Origin of the sequence: Pseudacidovorax intermedius (genome assembly GCF_001476815.1) — a bacterium.
Lineage (GTDB): Bacteria > Pseudomonadota > Gammaproteobacteria > Burkholderiales > Burkholderiaceae_C > Xenophilus > Xenophilus intermedius_A.
Window position 1 is genome coordinate 115,466 of record NZ_LDSL01000030.1, and the last position, 18,358, is coordinate 133,823.

Consider the following 18,358-nt stretch of genomic DNA (forward strand, 5'->3'; position numbering starts at 1 on the left):
CCTCGGTGCCGCGTAACACGCGGTAAGAGTCGGCCTGCCGCCGGTCACGTAGGCGGTGGACCTGCGCCCTCAGCCGGCCGGCAGCAAGGCCAGCATGCCGGCCTCGTCCAACACCTCGACGCCGAGTTCGCGGGCCTTGTCGAGCTTGCTGCCTGCCGCCTCGCCGGCCACCACGTAGTGCGTCTTCTTGCTGACCGACCCGGCCACCTTGGCACCGGCGGCCTCCAGCCGCTCCTTGGCATCCTCGCGCGACAGCGTAGGCAGCGTGCCCGTGATGACGAAAGTCTTGCCCGCCAGCGGCAGCGCGGCGCGGGGCGCCGGGTCGCCTTCCGGCCAGTGCACGCCGCAGGCGCGCAACTGCTCGATCACCTCGCGGTTGTGGGGCTGCGCGAAGAAGGTGTGGATGGCTTCCGCCACGATGGGGCCGACGTCGTTGACCTCCAGTAGCTGATCGACGGTCGCCGCCGATTCGGGGGTCTCCCCCATGATCGCGTCGAGCCGTCCGAAGTGACGCGCCAGATCCTTCGCCGTGGTCTCGCCCACGTGGCGGATGCCCAGGCCGTACAGAAAGCGCGGCAGCGTCGTCGTCTTCGACGCTTCCAGTCCCTCCAGCACGTTCTGCGCGGACTTGTCGGCCATGCGGTCCAGGGCCGCCAGCGCGGTCAGGCCGATGCGGTAGAGGTCGGGCAGCGTCTTGACGATGCCGGCGTCCACCAGCTGGTCCACCAGCTTCTCGCCGAGGCCCTCGATGTCCACGGCCCGGCGCTGCGCGTAATGCAGGATCGCCTGCTTGCGCTGCGCGCCACAGAACAGCCCGCCCGAGCAGCGGTGGTTGACCTCGCCCTTCTCCCGCACGACGGCGCTGCCGCAGATGGGGCACTGGCGCGGCATGCGGAAGTTGGGCACGTAGGGATCGCGCGGCGGCAGGCGCCGGCTGTCGCCCTCGCCCACCGCCTGGTCGATGGCGGCCTCGCTGTCGGCGCCCTCGGCCCGCGCCACCGCCACACCGGCCGGCGGCACGCGGCCCACCACCTCGGGAATCACGTCGCCCGCGCGGCGGATGACCACCATGTCGCCCACGCGCAGTTCCTTGCGGCGCAGCTCGAACAGGTTGTGCAGCGTGGCGTTGGAGACGGTCGTGCCGCCCACGAACACCGGGTCCAGCCGCGCCACCGGCGTCAGCTTGCCGGTGCGGCCCACCTGCACGTCGATGCCCAGCATGCGGGTCATCTGCTCCTGGGCCGGGTACTTGTGGGCCACGGCCCAGCGCGGCTCGCGCGAGACGAAGCCCATCTGCCGCTGCAGCGTCAGGCTGTTGACCTTGTAGACCACGCCGTCGATGTCGAAGGGCAGCTGGTCGCGCAGCGCGCCCACCTGGCGGTGGAACTCGGCCAGCTCCTGCGGGCCGCTGCAGACCTGCGTGCGGTCCGACACCGGAAAGCCCCAGGAGCGCAGCGTCAGCAGCGCCTGGTACTGCGTGCCGAAGTCCGGGCCGCCCTGCTCGACCGGCGTGACCTCACCCCAGCCGTAGGCGAAGAAGGACAGCGGCCGCTGCCGCGCGATGGCGGGATCGAGCTGGCGCACCGCGCCGGCCGCCGCGTTGCGGGGGTTGACGTAGGTCTTCTCGTTCTTCTGGCCGGCCTCGATCTTCTGGCGCTGGCGCTCGTTGAGGCGGTCGAAGTCGGCCCGCTTCATGTAGACCTCGCCGCGCACCTCCAGCACCGGCGGCGCGTCCTTCGGCAGCGTCAGGGGAATCTGGCCGATGGTGCGGATGTTCTGCGTCACGTCCTCGCCCACCTCGCCGTCGCCGCGGGTGGCGGCCTGCACCAGCGTGCCGTCCTCGTAGCGCAGGTTGATGGCCAGGCCGTCGAACTTGAGTTCGGCCACGTATTCGACGGGCGGCGCGTCGGCGGCCAGGCCCAGCTCGCGCCGCACGCGGACGTCGAAGGCCTCGGCGCCGGTGGCTTCGATGTCGGTCTCGGTGCGGATCGACAGCATGGGCACGCGGTGGCGCACCTTGGCGAAGAAGGGCAGCACGGCGCCGCCCACACGCTGGGTGGGCGAATCGGGCGTGCGCAGCGCGGGATGCGCCTCTTCCAGCTCGGACAGGCGGCGGAACAGCCGGTCGTATTCGGCGTCCGGGATCTGCGGCGCGTCCAGCACGTAGTACTGGTGCGCATGGTGGTTGAGCGAACTGCGCAGCTCGGCGGCCTCCTGGGCCACCGCTGCGGGCACGGTGTCGGTCATGGCGGGGCTGGCGGTCAGGAGAACAGGCGGCGCGCCAGCGCCGAGCCGGCGGACAGCTCGCGGCCATCCAGCGTGTCGTAGAGCTGCTCCAGGTCCTGGCCGATGGCGTCCAGCGTCTCGGTGCGCAGGGGCTGGCCGTCGCTGTCGGTGACCACGCCGTCCATCTCGCGGGCCAGCGCCTCGGCGATCTCGCGCATGCGGGCGAAGGGCTCCAGCGCGCGGTCGACCTGCGGCACGTCCAGGCTCAGCATGAGCTCGCGGATGGCGGACTGGGCCGGGTCGTCGGCCAGCGCGGCCTGGGTGTCGAACACCAGGCCGAGCACCGGCGGCGCACCGGCATCGGTGTTGGGCAGCACCATGCGCCCGGGCAGCATGCCGGGCACGAAGCCCAGGCGCGCGGCGTTCTGCTGCACGTAGCCGGGGCTCCAGGCGGCGTGGCGGGCGCGCAGCACGAAGGCCAGCTGCGCATCGTGCGCGCTGGCGAACTGGTCCAGCTCGCGGGCGCGGGCGACCTCGTCCAGCATCTCCGGGAACTCGGGGGCGCCGTTGAGCGCATCGGCGAAGGCCTGGGCCTTGACCACGAATTCCGAGTACTCGATCTCGTTGAGCGCGCCGGTGCGGTTGGCCAGCTGCACGCCGATCTGCAGCGCGCGGTAGCGGGCGCTGGAGACGGGCGCCTCCCATTCCGACGCGCCATCACGCAGGCCCTCGACGGCGATGGGCTTGCTGCCGGCCCGGCGCGTGGCCGGCATGGCGGCGAGCACGGCTGCGCCGGAGACCAATCCTTCGAGGGCCACGGGCGCGATCACGTCGATCAGCGGATCCAGCCCGCCGCGGCGGATGCCCAGCAGCGCGGCGGCGCCCGGCTGGCCGGTGGGCGGCGGCAGGTCGGGGTCGAACAGCGGCTCGTGCCGGTCGGCCGAATGCACGTCGTTGGGGTCGGCATGGAGCACCGGCTCGTCCGGGCCGCCCTGCCCCCCGTCGAGCGGCGCCAAGCCGGAATGCGGGCCGTCGCCTTCGGGCTGGCGCGGGGCGTTGCGGCGCAGCGTCCAGGTGTTGTAGGCGATCAGGGCCGCCAGCACCAGGCCGCCGGCGATGGCCACGGCGATCGTGAGATTGCTCATTGGGATTGCTCTTCCGTGTTCTTGTTGTAAGGCGCGCGGGCGTGGCCGCGCGTCAGCCGACTTCGGCCATGCCGGCGGCGGATTCCATGTCCACGGCCACGATGCGCGAAACGCCCTGCTCCTGCATGGTCACGCCGATCAGCTGCTGCGCCATCTCCATGGCGATCTTGTTGTGGCTGATGAAGAGGAACTGGGTGCCCCGGCTCATGGCCGACACCAGCCGCGCATAGCGCTCGGTGTTGGCGTCGTCCAGCGGCGCGTCCACCTCGTCCAGCAGGCAGAAGGGCGCCGGGTTGAGCTGGAAGATGGCGAACACCAGCGCGATGGCCGTCAGCGCCTTCTCGCCGCCCGAGAGCAGGTGGATGGTCTGGTTCTTCTTGCCCGGCGGCTGGGCCATGACCTGCACGCCGGCGTCCAGGATCTCGTCGCCGGTCATGATCAGCCGCGCATTGCCGCCGCCGAACAGCTCCGGGAACATGCGGCTGAAATGCTCGTTGACGGTGTTGAAGGTGCCGCCCAGCAGCTCGCGGGTCTCGCCGTCGATCTTGCGGATGGCGTCTTCGAGCGTGGTGATGGCCTCGTTCAGGTCGGCCGACTGGGCGTCGAGGAAGGTCTTGCGCTCGCGGGCGCTGGTGAGTTCGTCCAGCGCCGCCAGGTTGACGGCGCCCAGGCCGGCCACCTCGCGGTGCAGGCGGTCGATTTCGCCCTGCAGGCCGGCGAGGCGCACCTTGTCGGCCTCGATGGAGGCGGCGATGGCCTCGCGGTCGGCCTGCGCGTCGGCCAGCAACTGCTCGTACTGCTCCAGGCCCAGGCGCGCCGCCTGCTCCTTGAGCTGCATCTCGGTGATGCGCTGGCGCAGCGGGTCGAGCGCGCGCTCGATCTGCAGCCGCCGCTCGTCGCTGGCGCGCAGCTTCTGCGTCAGGTCGTCGTACTGGCTGCGCATGGCGCCCAGCGCGGCCTCGCGCTCGGCCTTGAGGTTCAGGGCATCCTGCAGGCCGGCCTGCGCCGCGGCGTCGGACAGGCGGGCCAGTTCGCCCTCGGCCCGCTCGCGCTCGTCGGCCAGGGCCACGGTCTGCTGGCGGGCGGTGTCGATGGCGCGACCGAGTTCGGCGCGGCGCGCCTCCAGCGTGCGCTGCGAGAAGGTGGATTCCTGCACCTGCCGCTCCAGGCTGCGGTGCTGCTCGCGGGCGGCGTCCAGCTTGCGGCTGGCCTCGATGACGCGCTCTTCGAGTTCTGCATGGCGCTCCTGGCTGTCGGCCAGTTGCAGGTCCAGTTCCTCGAAGCGGGCCTCGGCGGCGACGCGGCGCTCCTGCAGTTCTTCAAGTTGCGCTTCGACCTCGCCCAGGTCCGCGTTCAGCTGCTCGCTGCGGGCGCGCGCCTGCTCGGCCTGCTGCGACAGGCGCAGCGTCTCGACCTGCAGTTCGTGGGCACGGGCGCGGGTCTGGTCGGCCTCGCGGCGGGCGCCGACCAGCCGGCCGGCGGCGTCGGCATAGGCGGCCTCGGCGCGCACGAGCGCGGTGCGCGCCTCTTCGGCGATCAGGCCCTGGGCGCGCAGCTCGCGCTCCAGGCTCTCCATTTCCTGCTGGCGGGCCAGCAGGCCGGCCTGTTCGGAATCCTGGGCATAGAAGCCCACGCTGTGGCGCGTGACCACATGGCCGGCCGCCACGTAGATGGCCTCGCCGGGCTGCAGCCGCTCGCGGGCGGCCAGGGCCTCGTCCAGGCTGGCGGCGGTGAAGCAGCCATGCAGCCAGTCGGCCATCAGCGACTGCAGGCCGGCATCGTGCAGGCGCAGCAGGTCGGCCAGGCGGGGCATGGCGCCGGGGGCGGCGGCCACCGGCGCGGCGGGCGGCGTGTAGAAGCTGAGCTTGGCGGGCGGCGCGTCGCTGGCGAAGGCGCGGGCCATTTCGAGGCGGGAAATTTCGAGGGCGCCCATGCGATCGCGCAGCGCGGCTTCTAGCGCGGCCTCCCAGCCGGGCTCCACATGCAGGCGGCTCCACAGGCCCTGCAGGCCGTCCAGGCCGTGCTTGGCGAGCCAGGGACGCAGCTTGCCGTCCGTCTTGACCTTCTCCTGCAGGGCGCGCAGGGCTTCCAGCCGGGCGGACAGTTCGGCCTGGCGGGCGCCCTCGGTGTTGACGGCCTGCTGGCGGGCGCGGCGGTCGTCGTCGAGCTGCGGCACGCGCTCCTGCAGGTCCATCAGGCGCGCCTCGGATTCGCTGGCGGCTTCCTCGGCCATGGCGAATTCCTCGCGCAAGGCTTCCAGCTTGGCCTCGTCGGGCGCATTCAGGGCCTGGCGGTCGGCGCGCAGGCGGTCGCTGCGCTGCGCCAACTGGCGCACCTGGTCGTCGATGTTGCGCTGGTCGGCGGCCAGCACCTGGATCTGCTGCTGCACCTGCACCACGGCGCCGCGCTGGCCGTTGGCGGTTTCCTGCGCGCGCTGGCGGGCGTCCTCCAGCTCGGGCAGGCGGGCTTCCTGTTCTTCGAGTTGCGCGGCCAGGATGGCGGCCTGCTCCTCGGCATCGATGCCGGCGCCGGCCAGGTTCTCCAGTTCGGCTTCGGCGTCGGCGCGGCGGGTGTCCCACTGTTGGATCTGCTCGACCAGCTGGGCCAGGCGCTGCTGCACGCGCTGGCGGCCTTCGACCACGTAGCGGATCTCGCCCTCCAGCCGGCCGACCTCGGCGCTGGCCTCGTAGAGCTTGCCCTGGGCCTGGTTGACCTGGTCGCCGGCGCCGTAGTGGGCCTGGCGGATGGTCTCCAGCTCGGCCTCGATGTGACGCAGGTCGGCCATGCGCGATTCGAGGTCGTTGACCGCCTGGCGGCCTTCGGCCTGCACGCGCTGCTGGTCGGCCTCGGCATCGGCGCGTTTGAGGAACCACAGCTGGTGCTGCTTGCGCGTGGCCTCGGCCTGCAGCTGGTTGTAGCGCGCGGCCACCTCGGCCTGCTTCTCCAGCTTCTCGAGGTTGGCGTTGAGCTCGCGCAGGATGTCCTCGACCCGGGTCAGGTTCTCGCGCGTGTCGGACAGGCGGTTCTCGGTCTCGCGGCGGCGCTCCTTGTACTTGGAGACGCCGGCGGCCTCTTCCAGGAACAGCCGCAGCTCCTCGGGCTTGGATTCGATGATCCGGCTGATCGTGCCCTGGCCGATGATGGCGTAGGCCCGCGGGCCCAGGCCGGTGCCCAGGAACACGTCCTGCACGTCACGGCGGCGCACCGGCTGGTTGTTGATGAAGTAGCTGCTGTTGCCGTCGCGCGTGAGCACGCGCTTGACCGCGATCTCGGTGAACTGGCTCCACTGGCCGCCGGCGCGGTGGTCGGCGTTGTCGAACACCAGCTCCACGCTGGCGCGGCTGGCCTGCTTGCGGCTGGTGGTGCCGTTGAAGATCACGTCCTGCATGGACTCGCCGCGCAGCTCGGAGGCGCGCGACTCGCCCAGCACCCAGCGCACCGCGTCCATGATGTTGGACTTGCCGCAGCCGTTGGGGCCCACCACGCCCACCAGCTGGCCGGGCAGCATGAAGTTGGTCGGCTCAGCGAAGGACTTGAACCCGGAAAGCTTGATGGAGTTGAGACGCACCGCAGACGGGCAGCAAGGCCAAGATGTTGATATACAAGGAGAAAGTGCGCAGGCCGTGCCTTGCCGCGCAAGGGCAGGATGATAACGTGCGCCCATGCGCCTTCCCCTGCCCGCTTCCCCTGCGCCGATGCACCCGCCCCGCCTGCTGCTCGCCGCCGCGCTCGTCGCCCTCTGCACCGTGCTCGCCGGCTGCGGCATGTTCCACGACACCAAGCGCGCCGAACCCTACACCCAGGGCGAATGGATGGAATCCGGCGCCAACCGTGTGGCCAACCTGGCGCTGCGCGACAACCTGGAATCGGTGCGCCGTGTCCAGCTGTCGCTGTACCGGCGCAATCCGCGCGAATGGCGCAAGTGGGCCGCGAGCGCCGACGATGCCGTGGCCCGCACCTGGCAGGCCATCGACCCGGGCCTGCCCCTGCCCTGGCTGCGCGGCGCCAGCGGCATCGAGGCCGTGCGCCTGGCCTTCGCGCCGCCCGAGACCTACGCCGGCGACCGCGTCGCCGCACTCGTGACCGGCTGGGCCGCCCTGCTCAAGCAGGCCAACGGCGACACCTGGCGGCAGACCATGATCGACGGCATCAGCGCCGAGAACGCCTTCCGCGCCGCGCGCAATTTCGAGATCTCGCTGTGGCTGCTGACCTCGCGCACCGGCGCCGACGGCCAGCCGCTGCTGCTGTCCACCGAGATCAGCGAGCGCGGCCGCAACCTGCTGGTGGACCGCGAGCTCTCCAAGGTGGTGGCGCGGCTGGACCTGCTGGCCGCCCAGGCCGACGAGAAGTACCGGCGCGCCGCGCTGGACTTCGGCCAGAACTGGCTCATGGGCAACCTGGGGCCGCTGCTGGCGATGGTGCCGCGCTGAACGGCCGCGCCGCCGCCGGCAGAATCGGGCGAAGACGGCGAACGGGCACCGCCGCATCGCCGCCGTCACCGAGCCGTTTCTAGAATGCGCCCGCACAACCCGTGCAAACCCTGCCCGCCATGCCGCGGGCCGCATCCACGGGCCGCGTCCTCTTCCCCTCTCCCCTCCTGCACATGAGCACCCTGAACTTCATCGGTGGCGAAAAAGGCGGTGTCGGCAAGTCCGTCACCTCGCGCCTGCTGGCCCAGTACTTCATCGACCGCGGCCGTCCCTTCATCGGCTTCGACACCGACCGTTCGCACAACTCCTTCACCCGCTTCTACGAAGGCTTCGCCTCACCCGTGGCGGTGGACAGCTTCGAGGGCCTGGACACCGTGGTGAACGGCTTCGAAGAGCATCCCGAGCGCAGCGTGATCGTCGACCTGGCCGCGCAGACCCAGGCGCCGCTGGCCCGCTGGATCGCCGAGTCGCAGCTCTTCGACGTGTTCGACGAACTGGAGATCCCGGTCGTGTTCTGGCACGTCATGGACGACGGCCGCGACTCCACCGACATGCTCGGCCGCCTGGTCGACACCTACGGCACCCGCGCGCGCTACGTGGTGGTGCAGAACCAGGGCCGCGGCAGCGACTTCTCCACCTTCGACGGCTCGCCCGCCCAGGTCAAGGCCCGCGAGCACGGCGCCCAGTTCATCACCCTGCCCCGGCTGCAGGAGGCGACGATGCGCAAGATCGACGCCCACAACACCTCCTTCTGGAAGGCCGTCAACGACAAGACCGGCCCCGAGGCGCTGGGCCTGCTGGAGCGCCAGCGCGTCAAGGGCTGGCTGGTGCAGGTCTACGGGCAGTTCGACACGCTCGGTCTATAAGTCGACGCGGGCGGCTCTGCGCAGCGCCGCTCAGTTCGCCGCGCCGCCGGCCGGCGGCGCGAGCAGCACCGACGCGTCCACGTCGTCGATGTGCGTGCGGCCGCAGAAGGCCATGGTCAGGTCCAGCTCGCGCTGGATGATCTGCAGCACACGCGTCACCCCGGCCTCGCCGAAGGCGCCCAGTCCGTAGAGGAAGGCGCGGCCGATCATCGTGCCGCGTGCGCCCAGCGCGCGGGCCTTGAGCACGTCCTGGCCGCTGCGCACGCCGCTGTCCATCCACACCTCGATCCCGCGCCCCACCGCCTGGGCGACGGCGGGCAGTGCGCGGATGGCGGACGGCGCGCCGTCCAGTTGCCGGCCGCCATGGTTGGAGACGACGAGCGCGTCCGCGCCGCAGTCCACCGCCCGGCGCGCATCCTCCGCATCCAGGATGCCCTTGAGCACCAGCGGCCCACCCCAGCGGCGCTTGATCCATTCGACGTCCGCCCACGACAGCGAGGGGTCGAACTGCGCGTTGGTCCAGGCCGCCAGCGAGGCCATGTCGTCCACGCCTTTCACATGGCCCACGATGTTGCCGAAGCTGCGCCGGCGCGTGCCCAGCATGCCCAGGCACCAGCGGGTGCGCAGCGCCAGGTCCAGCAGGTTGCGCAGCGTGGGCCGCGGGGGCACCGACAGGCCGTTGCGGATGTCAGCATGGCGCTGGCCCATCACCGGCAGGTCGAGCGTGAGCTGGAGCGCGCTGCAGTTGGCGGCTTTGGCGCGCTCGATCAGCGACTCGATGAAGGCGCGGTCGCGCATCACGTAGAGCTGGAACCAGAAGGGATGCCGCCCCGTGTGCGCGGCGACGTCCTCCAGCGCGCAGATGCTCATGGTCGACAGCGTGAAGGGCACGCCGAAGTCGCGCGCCGCCCGCGCGGCCAGGATCTCGCCGTCGGCATGCTGCATGCCCGTGAGGCCCGTCGGCGCCAGCGCCACCGGCATGGCGACCGGCTGGCCGAGCATCGTGGTCGCGACCGTGCGCCGCGAGATGTCCCGCGCCACGCTCTGGCGAAGCAGCAGTTGCTGAAAGTCGCGCTCGTTGGCGCGGTAGGTCGATTCGCTCCACGAACCCGAATCGACGTACTCGTAGAACATGCGCGGCACCCGCGCGCGGGCGACGCGGCGCAGGTCTTCCACGCAGGTCATGCGCGCGAGCGCGGCCGGCGCGCTCACGGCCGCGCCTTCGACGCAGCAACCGGCCGCGAGGACGGACGGGCGCTCATTCGGCGACGATGTTCTGCGCGCGGATCAGCTGGCCCCAGCGCTGCGACTCCTGCACGATGCTGCGGCCGAGTTCGGCCGGCGGCTCGAAGGCGGGCACGGCGCCCTGCTGCGCAGCCACCTGCGCCATGTCGGGCGCGGCCATCGCGGTGCGCACTGCACTGCCGAGCCGCTCGACCACGGCATCGGGCGTGCCCGCGGGGGCGAGCAGGAACACGCGCGGCGCCGCATCGAAGCCCGGCACGGCCGCGGCCAGCGGTGCGACATCCTCGGCGCCGGCCAGCTTGACGGGGCTCATCACCGCCAGCGCCTTCAGTCGCCCGCCCTTGGCCTGCGCCAGTGCCGACGTGGCGCTGACCACGCCCAGCGGCACCTGGCCGCTGATCACGTCCGGCACGATCTGCGCCGCGCCGCGGTAGGGGATGTGGGTGGCGAAGGTGCCGGTCTTGCCCTTGAACAGCTCGAAGCCCAGGTGCTGCACCGTGCCCACACCGGAGGTGGCGAAGGAATAGTGGCCCGGCTTGGCCTTGAGGGCGGCCACCAGCTCCTGCGGTGTCTTCGCCGGAAAGCCGTTGCCCGCCACGATGATCAGCGGCAGCGTGAACAGGCCCGCCACCGGCACGAAGCTCTTGATCGGGTCGAAGGACATCCTGGGCTGCATGTGCTGCGCGATCAGGGTCGAGCTGTCGCCCAGCAGCAGCGTGTAGCCGTCGGGCGGCGCCTTGGCCGCCAGGTCGCCGGCGATCAGCCCGGCGGCGCCGGCGCGGTTCTCCACCACCACCTGCTGGCCCAGCAGCGTGGACAGGCGCGGTGTGAGCAGGCGGGCCATGGCGTCCACGCCGCCGCCGGCCGAATAGCCGACCAGGAGGCGGATGGGGCGCTCGGGATACGTGCCGGACTGCGCCTGCACGACCGGCGCGGCGGCGAGCATTACAGCGGCCAGGGCGAATGCGTGGCGGCGGGTGAAGTTGGGGGGCGTCATCGTTGTCTCCTTTTCTTGTTGGGGAGCGGACTGGCGCTGCGCGCCGTTGTCTCCAGGGGCGCCAGGGGCCGCCCGCTTCCGGGAATTTCTCCCTCTCCCCTCGCGGGAGAGGGCTGGGGAGAGGGGGCCGCCCCAATGCCAATGCCGCGATGCATGGAGCGCTGGCGTCCCCTCTCCCCGGCCCTCTCCCACAAGGGGAGAGGGGGTGAAGCCCGTCATGCCTTGCCGGCGCCGCGCGAGCCCGGACGCTTGGCCAGCTCGCGCAGCCGCTCGCGGTTGGGCGCGAAGCCCAGGCCCGGCGTCTGCGGCAGGTCGAGCACGCCGGCCTGCGGCTCGGGCAGACCGTCGAAGACCTGCTTGCAGCATTCGACCGCCACCGAGTGGTACTCGACCAGCGAGCCGTTGGCCAGGCCGGCATGCAGGTGCATGTTGTGGTGCGGCCAGGCACCGCCGTTGGCGAAGCGGGTGTTGAAGGCCGCGGCCATGCCGGCGATGCGGGCGCACTGCGTGAAGCCGCCGGTGATGCAGGCATTGGGCTGCACCACGTCCACCGCCTGCGCCACCAGCATGTCGCGGAAGCGGCTGGCATGGCCCTCGTTCTGGCCCGCTGCGAGCGGGATCGAGGTCTTGGCGCGCAGCTTGGCCAGGTTGGGAATGTCGTTCTGCGTCACCGGCTCCTCGAAGAAGGCGATGTCGTACGCCTCCACCCGGCGCGCCAGCGACAGCGCGTGGAAGTAGTCCAGGCTGCAGTTGGCGTCGATGTAGATCTGCACGTCGGGCCCCACCGCCTCGCGCACGGCGCGGATGCGCTGCACGTCCTCGGCGATCAGCGTGTCCAGCGGACGCGGCTCGTCGCGGCGGGCCAGGCCGTGGTGGCCCACGGTCATCTTCAGGCGGGTGAAGCCGCGGCCCACCCAGTCGCGCGCGGCCTGAGCCAGCTCGTCGCGGTCGTAGAAGGCGAAGCCGAAGGTGGCATACACCGGCACCTGGGCACGCGCGCCGCCCAGCAGCTTCCAGCAGGGCTGGCCCAGCGCCTGGCCCTTGAGGTCCCACAGCGCGAGGTCGATGGCGGCGATGGCATGGCTGGCATAGCCTGACTGGCCGCGCGGCGTGAGCAGCCAGTACAGCCGCTCCCACACCTGCTCATGGTTGAGCGGGTCCAGCCCTTCGAGGTGATGGGCCGCCACCTCGTTGACGATGGCCGCGACGGCCTCTTCCTCGGTGATGGCGGTCATGCCGGTACCGATGCGGCCGTCGTCGGTCTCGATGTCGACCAGGCACAGCGACAGCGAGGTGGTCTTGGTGCGGCCGCCATGGCCGACGCTGACCGGCAGGTTCAGCGGCGTGGCGTGGACGCGGGCGATCTTCATGGGACGGTGTCTCCTGCTTCGTGGCTCGGCGTTTCGGCCCAGTCTAGGAAGCGCCTCCGGGCGCCACAACGCCGCGGCGCGAAGGCCGCTTTCGCCATCCGCGAAGACGAGGGTTTACGCGAGGCGCGGCGCGTGGCCCGCCAGCACGTCGAAGAGCGTGCGGGCCGGTGGCGCCAGCTCCACGCCTTCGCGCACGGCGATGCGGTGGCTGCGCACCGCCCACGCATCGGTCAGCGGCACGGCGCGGATCGGCAGGCTGGCCAGCTGCGGCGCCACGGCCTCGCGCGGCAGCACGGCCACGCCCAGGCCGCCGGCCACCATGCGGCAGACCACGTCGAAGCTGCGCATCTGCATGCGGATCTTGAGCAGGCGGCCCGCCACCGACGCCGCCGCCGCCAGCCGGCTGGAGAGCGCCGTGCCGTCGCCCAGGGAGATGAAGTCCTCGTCCAGCGCATCGGCCAGCGCGGCCGAGTCGCGCGCCGCCAGCGCATGTCCCTGCGGCACCACCAGCACCAGCGTGTCGACGAAGCAGTCGGTCAGCGCGATGCCGTGCGGCGCATGCGCCATGTGCACGATGCCCAGGTCGGCCCGGCCTTCGAGGAGCAGCATCGGAATGTCCAGGCTGCCGTGCTCCTCCACGTCGATGCGGATCAGCGGATGAGCGCGCGCCATGTGCTGCAGATGGGCTGGCATCACCTCCACCAGCGCCGAGGTGTTGGCCGCCAGCCGGACATGGCCCTGCAGGCCGCGGGCATGGTCGTGCAGGTCGAGCGACAGGCGGTCGGCATCCGCCAGCAGCTCGCGCCCGCGGCGCACCAGCATCTGCCCGGCGGGCGTGAGTCGTACGCCGCGCGAGGAGCGCTCGAAGATGCGCAGGCCCACGGACTCCTCCAGCGCGCTGATGCGGGCACTGGCGGCGGCGATGGCCAGGTTCAGCCGGTCGCTGGCGGCGCTGATGGAGCCCAGTTCGGCGGCCGTGACCACGACGCGCAGCGTGGCCAGGTCCAGATGTAGGCCCTCAGGCATCGAAGAGGCGGCCGTGGCCGGGCGAGGCGGCATCCAGGCCGGCGGTGCGCAGCAGGTCCCAGAAGCCGGCCGGCGAGCTGGAGGTGACGGGCAGGCCCAGTTCACGCTCCAGCCGCGGATGCAGGTCCAGCGTGCGCAGGCCGCCGCAGGAGATGAGCAGGCCGTCCGGCCGGCCATCGGCGACGACGCCGTGCGCCAGTTCGGCCAACGTGTGGGCATCGACATCGCCGACCGCCTCCACGCCGGTCATCGCCAGGCCGCGGATGGCGGTCACCTCGAAGCCCTCGCCGTCGAGGTAGGCCGCCAGCCGGTCGTTGAGCGTGTCGATGTAGGCGGTGGCGACCGCCACGCGCCGCACGCCCAGGTCGCGCAGGCTTCGCACGATGGCATGGCTCATGGTCGTGCACGGCAGGCCGGTCGCTGCCGCCATGCGCGCGCGCAGGTCTTCGGTGAAGGCGGCGCCGCGGTAGAAGCTGAGCGAGGTGCCCATCAGCGAAATGGCCTGCGCACCGGCGTCCCGCAGTTCGCGCGCCAGGTCGACGATGCGCCCCTCCACCGCGTCGAAGCCTTCGGGATGGATGCCGGCGAGCGCGAGGCCGCGCGCCATGAAGCGCACCCGGCCCGCATACAGCGCCGGCCCTTCAGGCGGCACCTCGCCGGCGGCGGGCGGCACGATCAGCCCGAGCACGGGCGGGGCGGAATCGGTCATCGCAGCTCCTGGGGCAAAGCTGCGCATTGTGGGCGCCGCTGCGCCGGGCCGCTGTCGTCCAGGTGGCTGGCGGCCGGCGCCGACCCGCCGGGCTCCCACGGTGCCAGCGGTGCCTGTGCGCCGTCGAGCTACAGGCTCAGAGCTTGATGCCCGCGCCCTTCACCGTCGGCCCCAGCACCGCCACCTGGTCGCGCACGAAGCCTTCGAAGCGGGCCGTGCTCTCGGGCTGGGCCACGATGCCCAGGTCGACCATCTTCTTCTGCACCTCGGGCATGGCGAGCACCGCATTGGCGGCGTCGTGCAGCCGGGCGACCGTCTCGGCCGGCAGCTTCGCCGGGCCCGAGATGCCGAAGAAGTTCTCCAGCACCAGCTTGGGCTGGCCCAGTTCGACCATGGTCGGCACCTCGGGCATCAGCGGCGAGCGGGTGGTGCCGGTGACGGCCAGCGGCACCAGCTGGCCGGTCTTGAAGTACTGCACATAGGCGGTGATCACGTCGATGCCCACGGGCACGATGTTGGCCAGCAGGTCGGTGGTCATGGGAGCGCCGCCGCGGTAGGGCACGTGCACCATGTTGGCGCCCGTCACCCGCTTGATCAGCTCGCCATGGATATGGCCGACCGAGCCCGGGCCGCCGGAGCCGAAGTCCAGCCGGCCTTCCTTCTTCGCGCGCGCCTCCAGGTCGGCCCAGGTCTTGATGCCCGACTCCTTGCTCGCCATGACCACCAGCGGCGCCGAGCCCAGGTAAGCCACGTGGCTGAAGGCGGCCACCGGGTCGTAGGGCTGCTTGTCGAGCGTGAACGGGCCCAGCGCGATGGGCGTGGTGTTGGACAGCATCAGCGTGTAGCCGTCCGGCGCCGCCGTGGCCACCACCTGGCCGCCGATGGTGCCGCCCGCGCCGGGGCGGTTGTCCACCACCACCGGCTGGCCCAGCTTGCGGCCCAGCTGCTCGGCCACCACGCGCGCCAGGATGTCGCTGGCGCCGCCGGGCGCGAAGGTGACGACGATCTTGACCGGCCGCTCCGGCCATTGCGCGAAGGCCGGCAGCGCCCCCGCCGCGGCACCCGCCGTCATCAGGCGCAGCACGCCGCGGCGGCTGAGGCGCGGCAGGGAAGACGAAGGCGTAGGAAGAAAGTTTTCGGACATGGCAGGCGCCGGAAGCAACGGGAATGCCCGCATTGTTCGGGCCCCCGTCCGGCACGCCAATTGCCAAGACCGAATGCACCGTATCAGCCGCAAGGCGCCGGCGGCCCGCCAGTCCGACGGCGAGGCACCAAGGCGGTGCGAGCCACCACCGCATGTCCCGACCCGACGATCCCTTCGACACCTACCTGCTGCGCGTCTTCCACACCCTGATGGCGGAATGCAGCGTCTCGCGCACCGCGGCGCGCATGAACCAGTCCCAGCCCGCCATCAGCAGCGCCCTGAAGCGCCTGCGCGAGGTGTTCGGCGACCCGCTGCTCATCAAGGACAAGCAGCGCATGGTGCCCACCGAGCGTGCCGTGCAGCTGCATGCGTCGGTGCGGCTGGTGCTGGGCGAGCTGGACGCGCTGCTCACGCCCGAGGCCGGCTTCGAGCCCGCCACCACGCGGCAGGTCTTCCGCATCGGCACGCCCGACTACCTGGCGCCCCCGCTCATGGCCGCCGTGGCGCAGTACATGCGCGAGACCGCCCCCGCCGCCCGGCTGGTGCTGCAACCGCTGGGCCCCGACTACGACTTCGAAGCCGCCCTGGCCGAAGGCGAGCTGGACGTGGTCATCGGCAACTGGCCCCAGCCGCCGGAACACCTGCGCACGACGCTGCTGCTGGAGGACGAGATCGTCTGCCTGGTCGACGAACGCCACCCCTTCGCGGCGCGCATGACGCTGGCCGACTACCTGCAGGGCTCCCACGTGGTGCCGCTGCTCTACAGCGTGACCCAGCGCGGCGTCGTGGAGACCGCCCTCGCCGCCCAGCGCATGAGCCGCACCGGCACGGTCACCGTGCCCTACTTCGGCCTGGCGCCGCACCTGCTGCCCGGCACCGACCTGATCTTCACCACCAGCCGGCATTTCGCGCAGTACTACGCCGGCCTGCTGCCGCTGGCCATCGTCCCCGCCCCGGTGGACTTTCCGCCGATGCGCTTCTACCAGCTGTGGCACGGGCGCACGCAGCTGGCGGCGGGGCATGTGTGGTTTCGGTCGTTGTTGTCGGCAGTAGTGAGGACGGCGGGGGCGACGCGCCATTGGAGAGGCGACATTCGAATTCCGGGCCAAGAAATCTAGTGCAATGTACCCTTTGCTATAAAAACTGGAACTGCACGGAAATTCCCCGACCGGCAGAAACTAAAGTCTGTTCAACGCTTTAATATTAAGTTGAGGGTGTTTCGAATCTCTTGAAATTTGTCATCTTTTTCAAAAATGGCACAGTTATCCGCAGCAAGCGTTTCTGGGCCGTCACCTATGCTCGAAAAAAATTTCTCACCGTCACAACGAATCGTAGCAATTGTTTTCTTATTTTTTCTTCGCGTAAGCTGTGCTACCCAACAGGTGTCAGCAGCTCCACACGACCGATAGTTGAGAACTTCCGTTCGAGGGACCCATTGGAGTTGCACGACTCCGTTACCGCTGGAAGCAAACGAAGTCGCACACGTCAATGCAATAAAGACAGAAATTGTCAGCACTCGAAGGAAATTTATTATCTTCATCTGTATTCTTTGCCGGCGGTCGCAGCAAGATAATCTGCGGGATGCTTCCAAAAAATAGTACTACCATGAGCGGCGGTTGAAACCCACACCGAGTCTTACCGCCCTCGTTCGGCGCCGTCAACCGTCTGACCAGTTCTCTTGTTCTTTATTTTTCAACGGACGATCACAAGTCGCTTTTTTTCTTGAACGTTGAATATGTTATGCGCCGGATTTCCAAACTTGAAGCCGTCCCTAACTTTAGGATGATTATTGTAGTTTGTCTTGAAATCCAGCCCATCCCACCATAATCCCCCGTTTGAGGGATCCTGACCCTTACCGTTGAGAGCAGCTATTGCCCAGGAAACAGCTAATGACATGCCGACGTCCGCTTTGATGGTGGCATTGCTCGCGTTTATTAGCCTGTTGAATCGCGCGTTACTTCCGTCCCACGCGTAGGCGTAGTTAGGGTCAGATGATTTGAGGGCAGAAATCGTTTTTCCACCCCAAGCTCGGCATCGATTTACAACCGAGTATGCAATGCCGCCGATTTCGCTGGAGTCGTTGGCGGTTGACGATTCGCCATAGGCCAGAGCCGCAAGCAGACGAGTATCACCTTCAATCAGTGCTTCTGTCATTTGCATGCTCGTCGTATCCATGCGATAAAAGCCAGATCCAAATGGTTGTTCAAAGAGCGTGCCTCGGTTTTCCCACCATTAAGAAGCTGGGAGTCAACCAGTGTTCTTCCAGCGCTCGTCAGCTTGTAAGTCATCCCTTCTAGGGCTTTGCCGGTTACGGCGTCTACTATTTCATAGATAATTTCATGCTCGTCCACACTATGGCCGGCATAAATTCTCCAGGGAATAGCGCCAGCGATAGCCTCTAATTCTTTTTCGTCAAAGCAAACGCAAATGGACGCCAGCGACGATTTGAGTCGAGGCGGTGTCGGGCATTTGCAGATACACAAATCTCCATCAAGGTTGGCTTGGCGGCCGCGAGAGTCTGTATTAGGCCTCAATGGAGGTATGCACTTGGTGACGCCCCAGCTCTGACAAGTATTGCAGAAGACTGGGTCTCCTTCGAAACTGGCTAACTTTTCAAAATACATCGCGGGATAGGCCTGCGGCGAGGGCCTTACGAAACCGCCTCCTGGGACAACGGTATCACCTTCACGAATTACACCACGGCAGTACTTTTCTCTCCTTCCATATACGGGCATGCTTGCCACGCGACCAAACCCTGATAACCCTAACTACTATCGAATCGCTGGCTTCAGCAGCCTAGCAGGCTTACGGAAAAAGATATGAAAGGAGATGTGGAAAAATTCACAGTAAACCATTTTTTTATGAATCAAGGTGTGCGCAGAACAGGCCGCTGACGAATTGAAATCATTTGCTCACAATTTTGAATAATTATTTGATATTATTAATAATCTTTCAATCACCGATAAATAGTCCACCCTGAACAATTCCGTTCTCAGCCGTAGGCAGTGCGGTTGTTGAGCGAATGGGCAATCAGCGCGGCCACAACCGCCTGCACGGACAACCCGATGCGGGCGCAATAAAGCCGCAGCGCGGCCAGGATCAGGCGCAGGTTATGGCCGGCGCCGCACATCACCGCGTGCAGCGCATCGCCCAGCGCACCCTTGAGCGGGTTGCGAGCGAGGCGACCGTCCATCTTCATG

Annotated in this window: 13 protein-coding genes and 1 pseudogene; 3 read left to right on the plus strand and 11 right to left on the minus strand. The window is 69.1% G+C overall.

Annotated features, from left to right (window positions below; genetic code table 11):
* Positions 1–69: 69 nt before the first annotated feature.
* The 3 genes from ligA to smc are packed head-to-tail and all read right to left on the minus strand — an operon-like array spanning position 70 to position 6,939.
* The gene (gene ligA / locus NS331_RS04460; RefSeq protein WP_058640798.1) at positions 70–2,247 is read right to left on the minus strand and encodes an NAD-dependent DNA ligase LigA; all 2,178 of its coding nucleotides are present in this window, start codon (positions 2,245–2,247) and stop codon (positions 70–72) included.
* Positions 2,248–2,261: 14 nt separating this feature from the next.
* Positions 2,262–3,371, minus strand: coding sequence for a cell division protein ZipA C-terminal FtsZ-binding domain-containing protein (locus NS331_RS04465; protein WP_058640799.1), 1,110 nt, complete (start codon positions 3,369–3,371; stop codon positions 2,262–2,264).
* Between the two features lie 52 nt (positions 3,372–3,423).
* A complete protein-coding gene (smc, locus tag NS331_RS04470) occupies positions 3,424–6,939 on the minus strand; it encodes a chromosome segregation protein SMC (protein WP_058640800.1) in 3,516 nt (1,171 codons plus the stop codon).
* 127 nt (positions 6,940–7,066) lie between these two features.
* Between smc and NS331_RS04475 the strand changes: the two genes are divergently transcribed.
* Complete coding sequence (locus NS331_RS04475; RefSeq protein WP_242873645.1) at positions 7,067–7,801, plus strand: hypothetical protein; 735 nt, start codon at positions 7,067–7,069, stop codon at positions 7,799–7,801.
* Positions 7,802–7,974: 173 nt separating this feature from the next.
* Positions 7,975–8,667 carry a nucleotide-binding protein gene (locus NS331_RS04480; protein WP_058640802.1) on the plus strand — a complete coding sequence of 231 codons (693 nt, stop codon included), beginning with the start codon at positions 7,975–7,977 and terminating at the stop codon, positions 8,665–8,667.
* A gap of 30 nt (positions 8,668–8,697) precedes the next feature.
* Here NS331_RS04480 and NS331_RS04485 read toward each other — a convergent pair whose 3' ends face one another.
* The 6 genes from NS331_RS04485 to NS331_RS04510 all read right to left on the minus strand — a co-directional run bounded on the left by NS331_RS04485 (position 8,698) and on the right by NS331_RS04510 (position 15,158).
* A complete protein-coding gene (locus tag NS331_RS04485; RefSeq protein ID WP_058640821.1) occupies positions 8,698–9,852 on the minus strand; it encodes an alpha-hydroxy acid oxidase in 1,155 nt (384 codons plus the stop codon).
* A 73-nt stretch (positions 9,853–9,925) separates the two neighbouring features.
* The gene (locus tag NS331_RS04490) at positions 9,926–10,909 is read right to left on the minus strand and encodes a Bug family tripartite tricarboxylate transporter substrate binding protein (protein ID WP_058640803.1); all 984 of its coding nucleotides are present in this window, start codon (positions 10,907–10,909) and stop codon (positions 9,926–9,928) included.
* A gap of 215 nt (positions 10,910–11,124) precedes the next feature.
* Positions 11,125–12,279, minus strand: coding sequence for a mandelate racemase/muconate lactonizing enzyme family protein (locus tag NS331_RS04495; protein WP_058640804.1), 1,155 nt, complete (start codon positions 12,277–12,279; stop codon positions 11,125–11,127).
* 114 nt (positions 12,280–12,393) lie between these two features.
* Positions 12,394–13,305 (minus strand): LysR substrate-binding domain-containing protein, encoded by a 912-nt coding sequence (locus tag NS331_RS04500; protein ID WP_058640805.1) that lies wholly within the window; start codon positions 13,303–13,305, stop codon positions 12,394–12,396.
* Positions 13,298–14,014, minus strand: a complete 717-nt coding sequence (locus tag NS331_RS04505) for an arylmalonate decarboxylase (protein ID WP_058640806.1) — start codon at positions 14,012–14,014, stop codon at positions 13,298–13,300. The genes NS331_RS04500 and NS331_RS04505 overlap by 8 nt, the downstream gene beginning before the upstream one ends.
* Positions 14,015–14,150: 136 nt before the next feature.
* Positions 14,151–15,158 (minus strand): Bug family tripartite tricarboxylate transporter substrate binding protein, encoded by a 1,008-nt coding sequence (locus NS331_RS04510; protein WP_058640807.1) that lies wholly within the window; start codon positions 15,156–15,158, stop codon positions 14,151–14,153.
* A gap of 152 nt (positions 15,159–15,310) precedes the next feature.
* Between NS331_RS04510 and NS331_RS04515 the strand changes: the two genes are divergently transcribed.
* Positions 15,311–16,276, plus strand: a complete 966-nt coding sequence (locus NS331_RS04515; protein ID WP_058640808.1) for a LysR family transcriptional regulator — start codon at positions 15,311–15,313, stop codon at positions 16,274–16,276.
* A 574-nt stretch (positions 16,277–16,850) separates the two neighbouring features.
* Here NS331_RS04515 and NS331_RS25375 read toward each other — a convergent pair.
* On the minus strand, positions 16,851–17,333 hold the full coding sequence (locus tag NS331_RS25375) for a hypothetical protein (protein ID WP_242873646.1): 483 nt from the start codon (positions 17,331–17,333) through the stop codon (positions 16,851–16,853).
* 817 nt (positions 17,334–18,150) lie between these two features.
* A pseudogene (locus tag NS331_RS04520) lies at positions 18,151–18,358 on the minus strand (IS5/IS1182 family transposase); the annotation flags it as partial.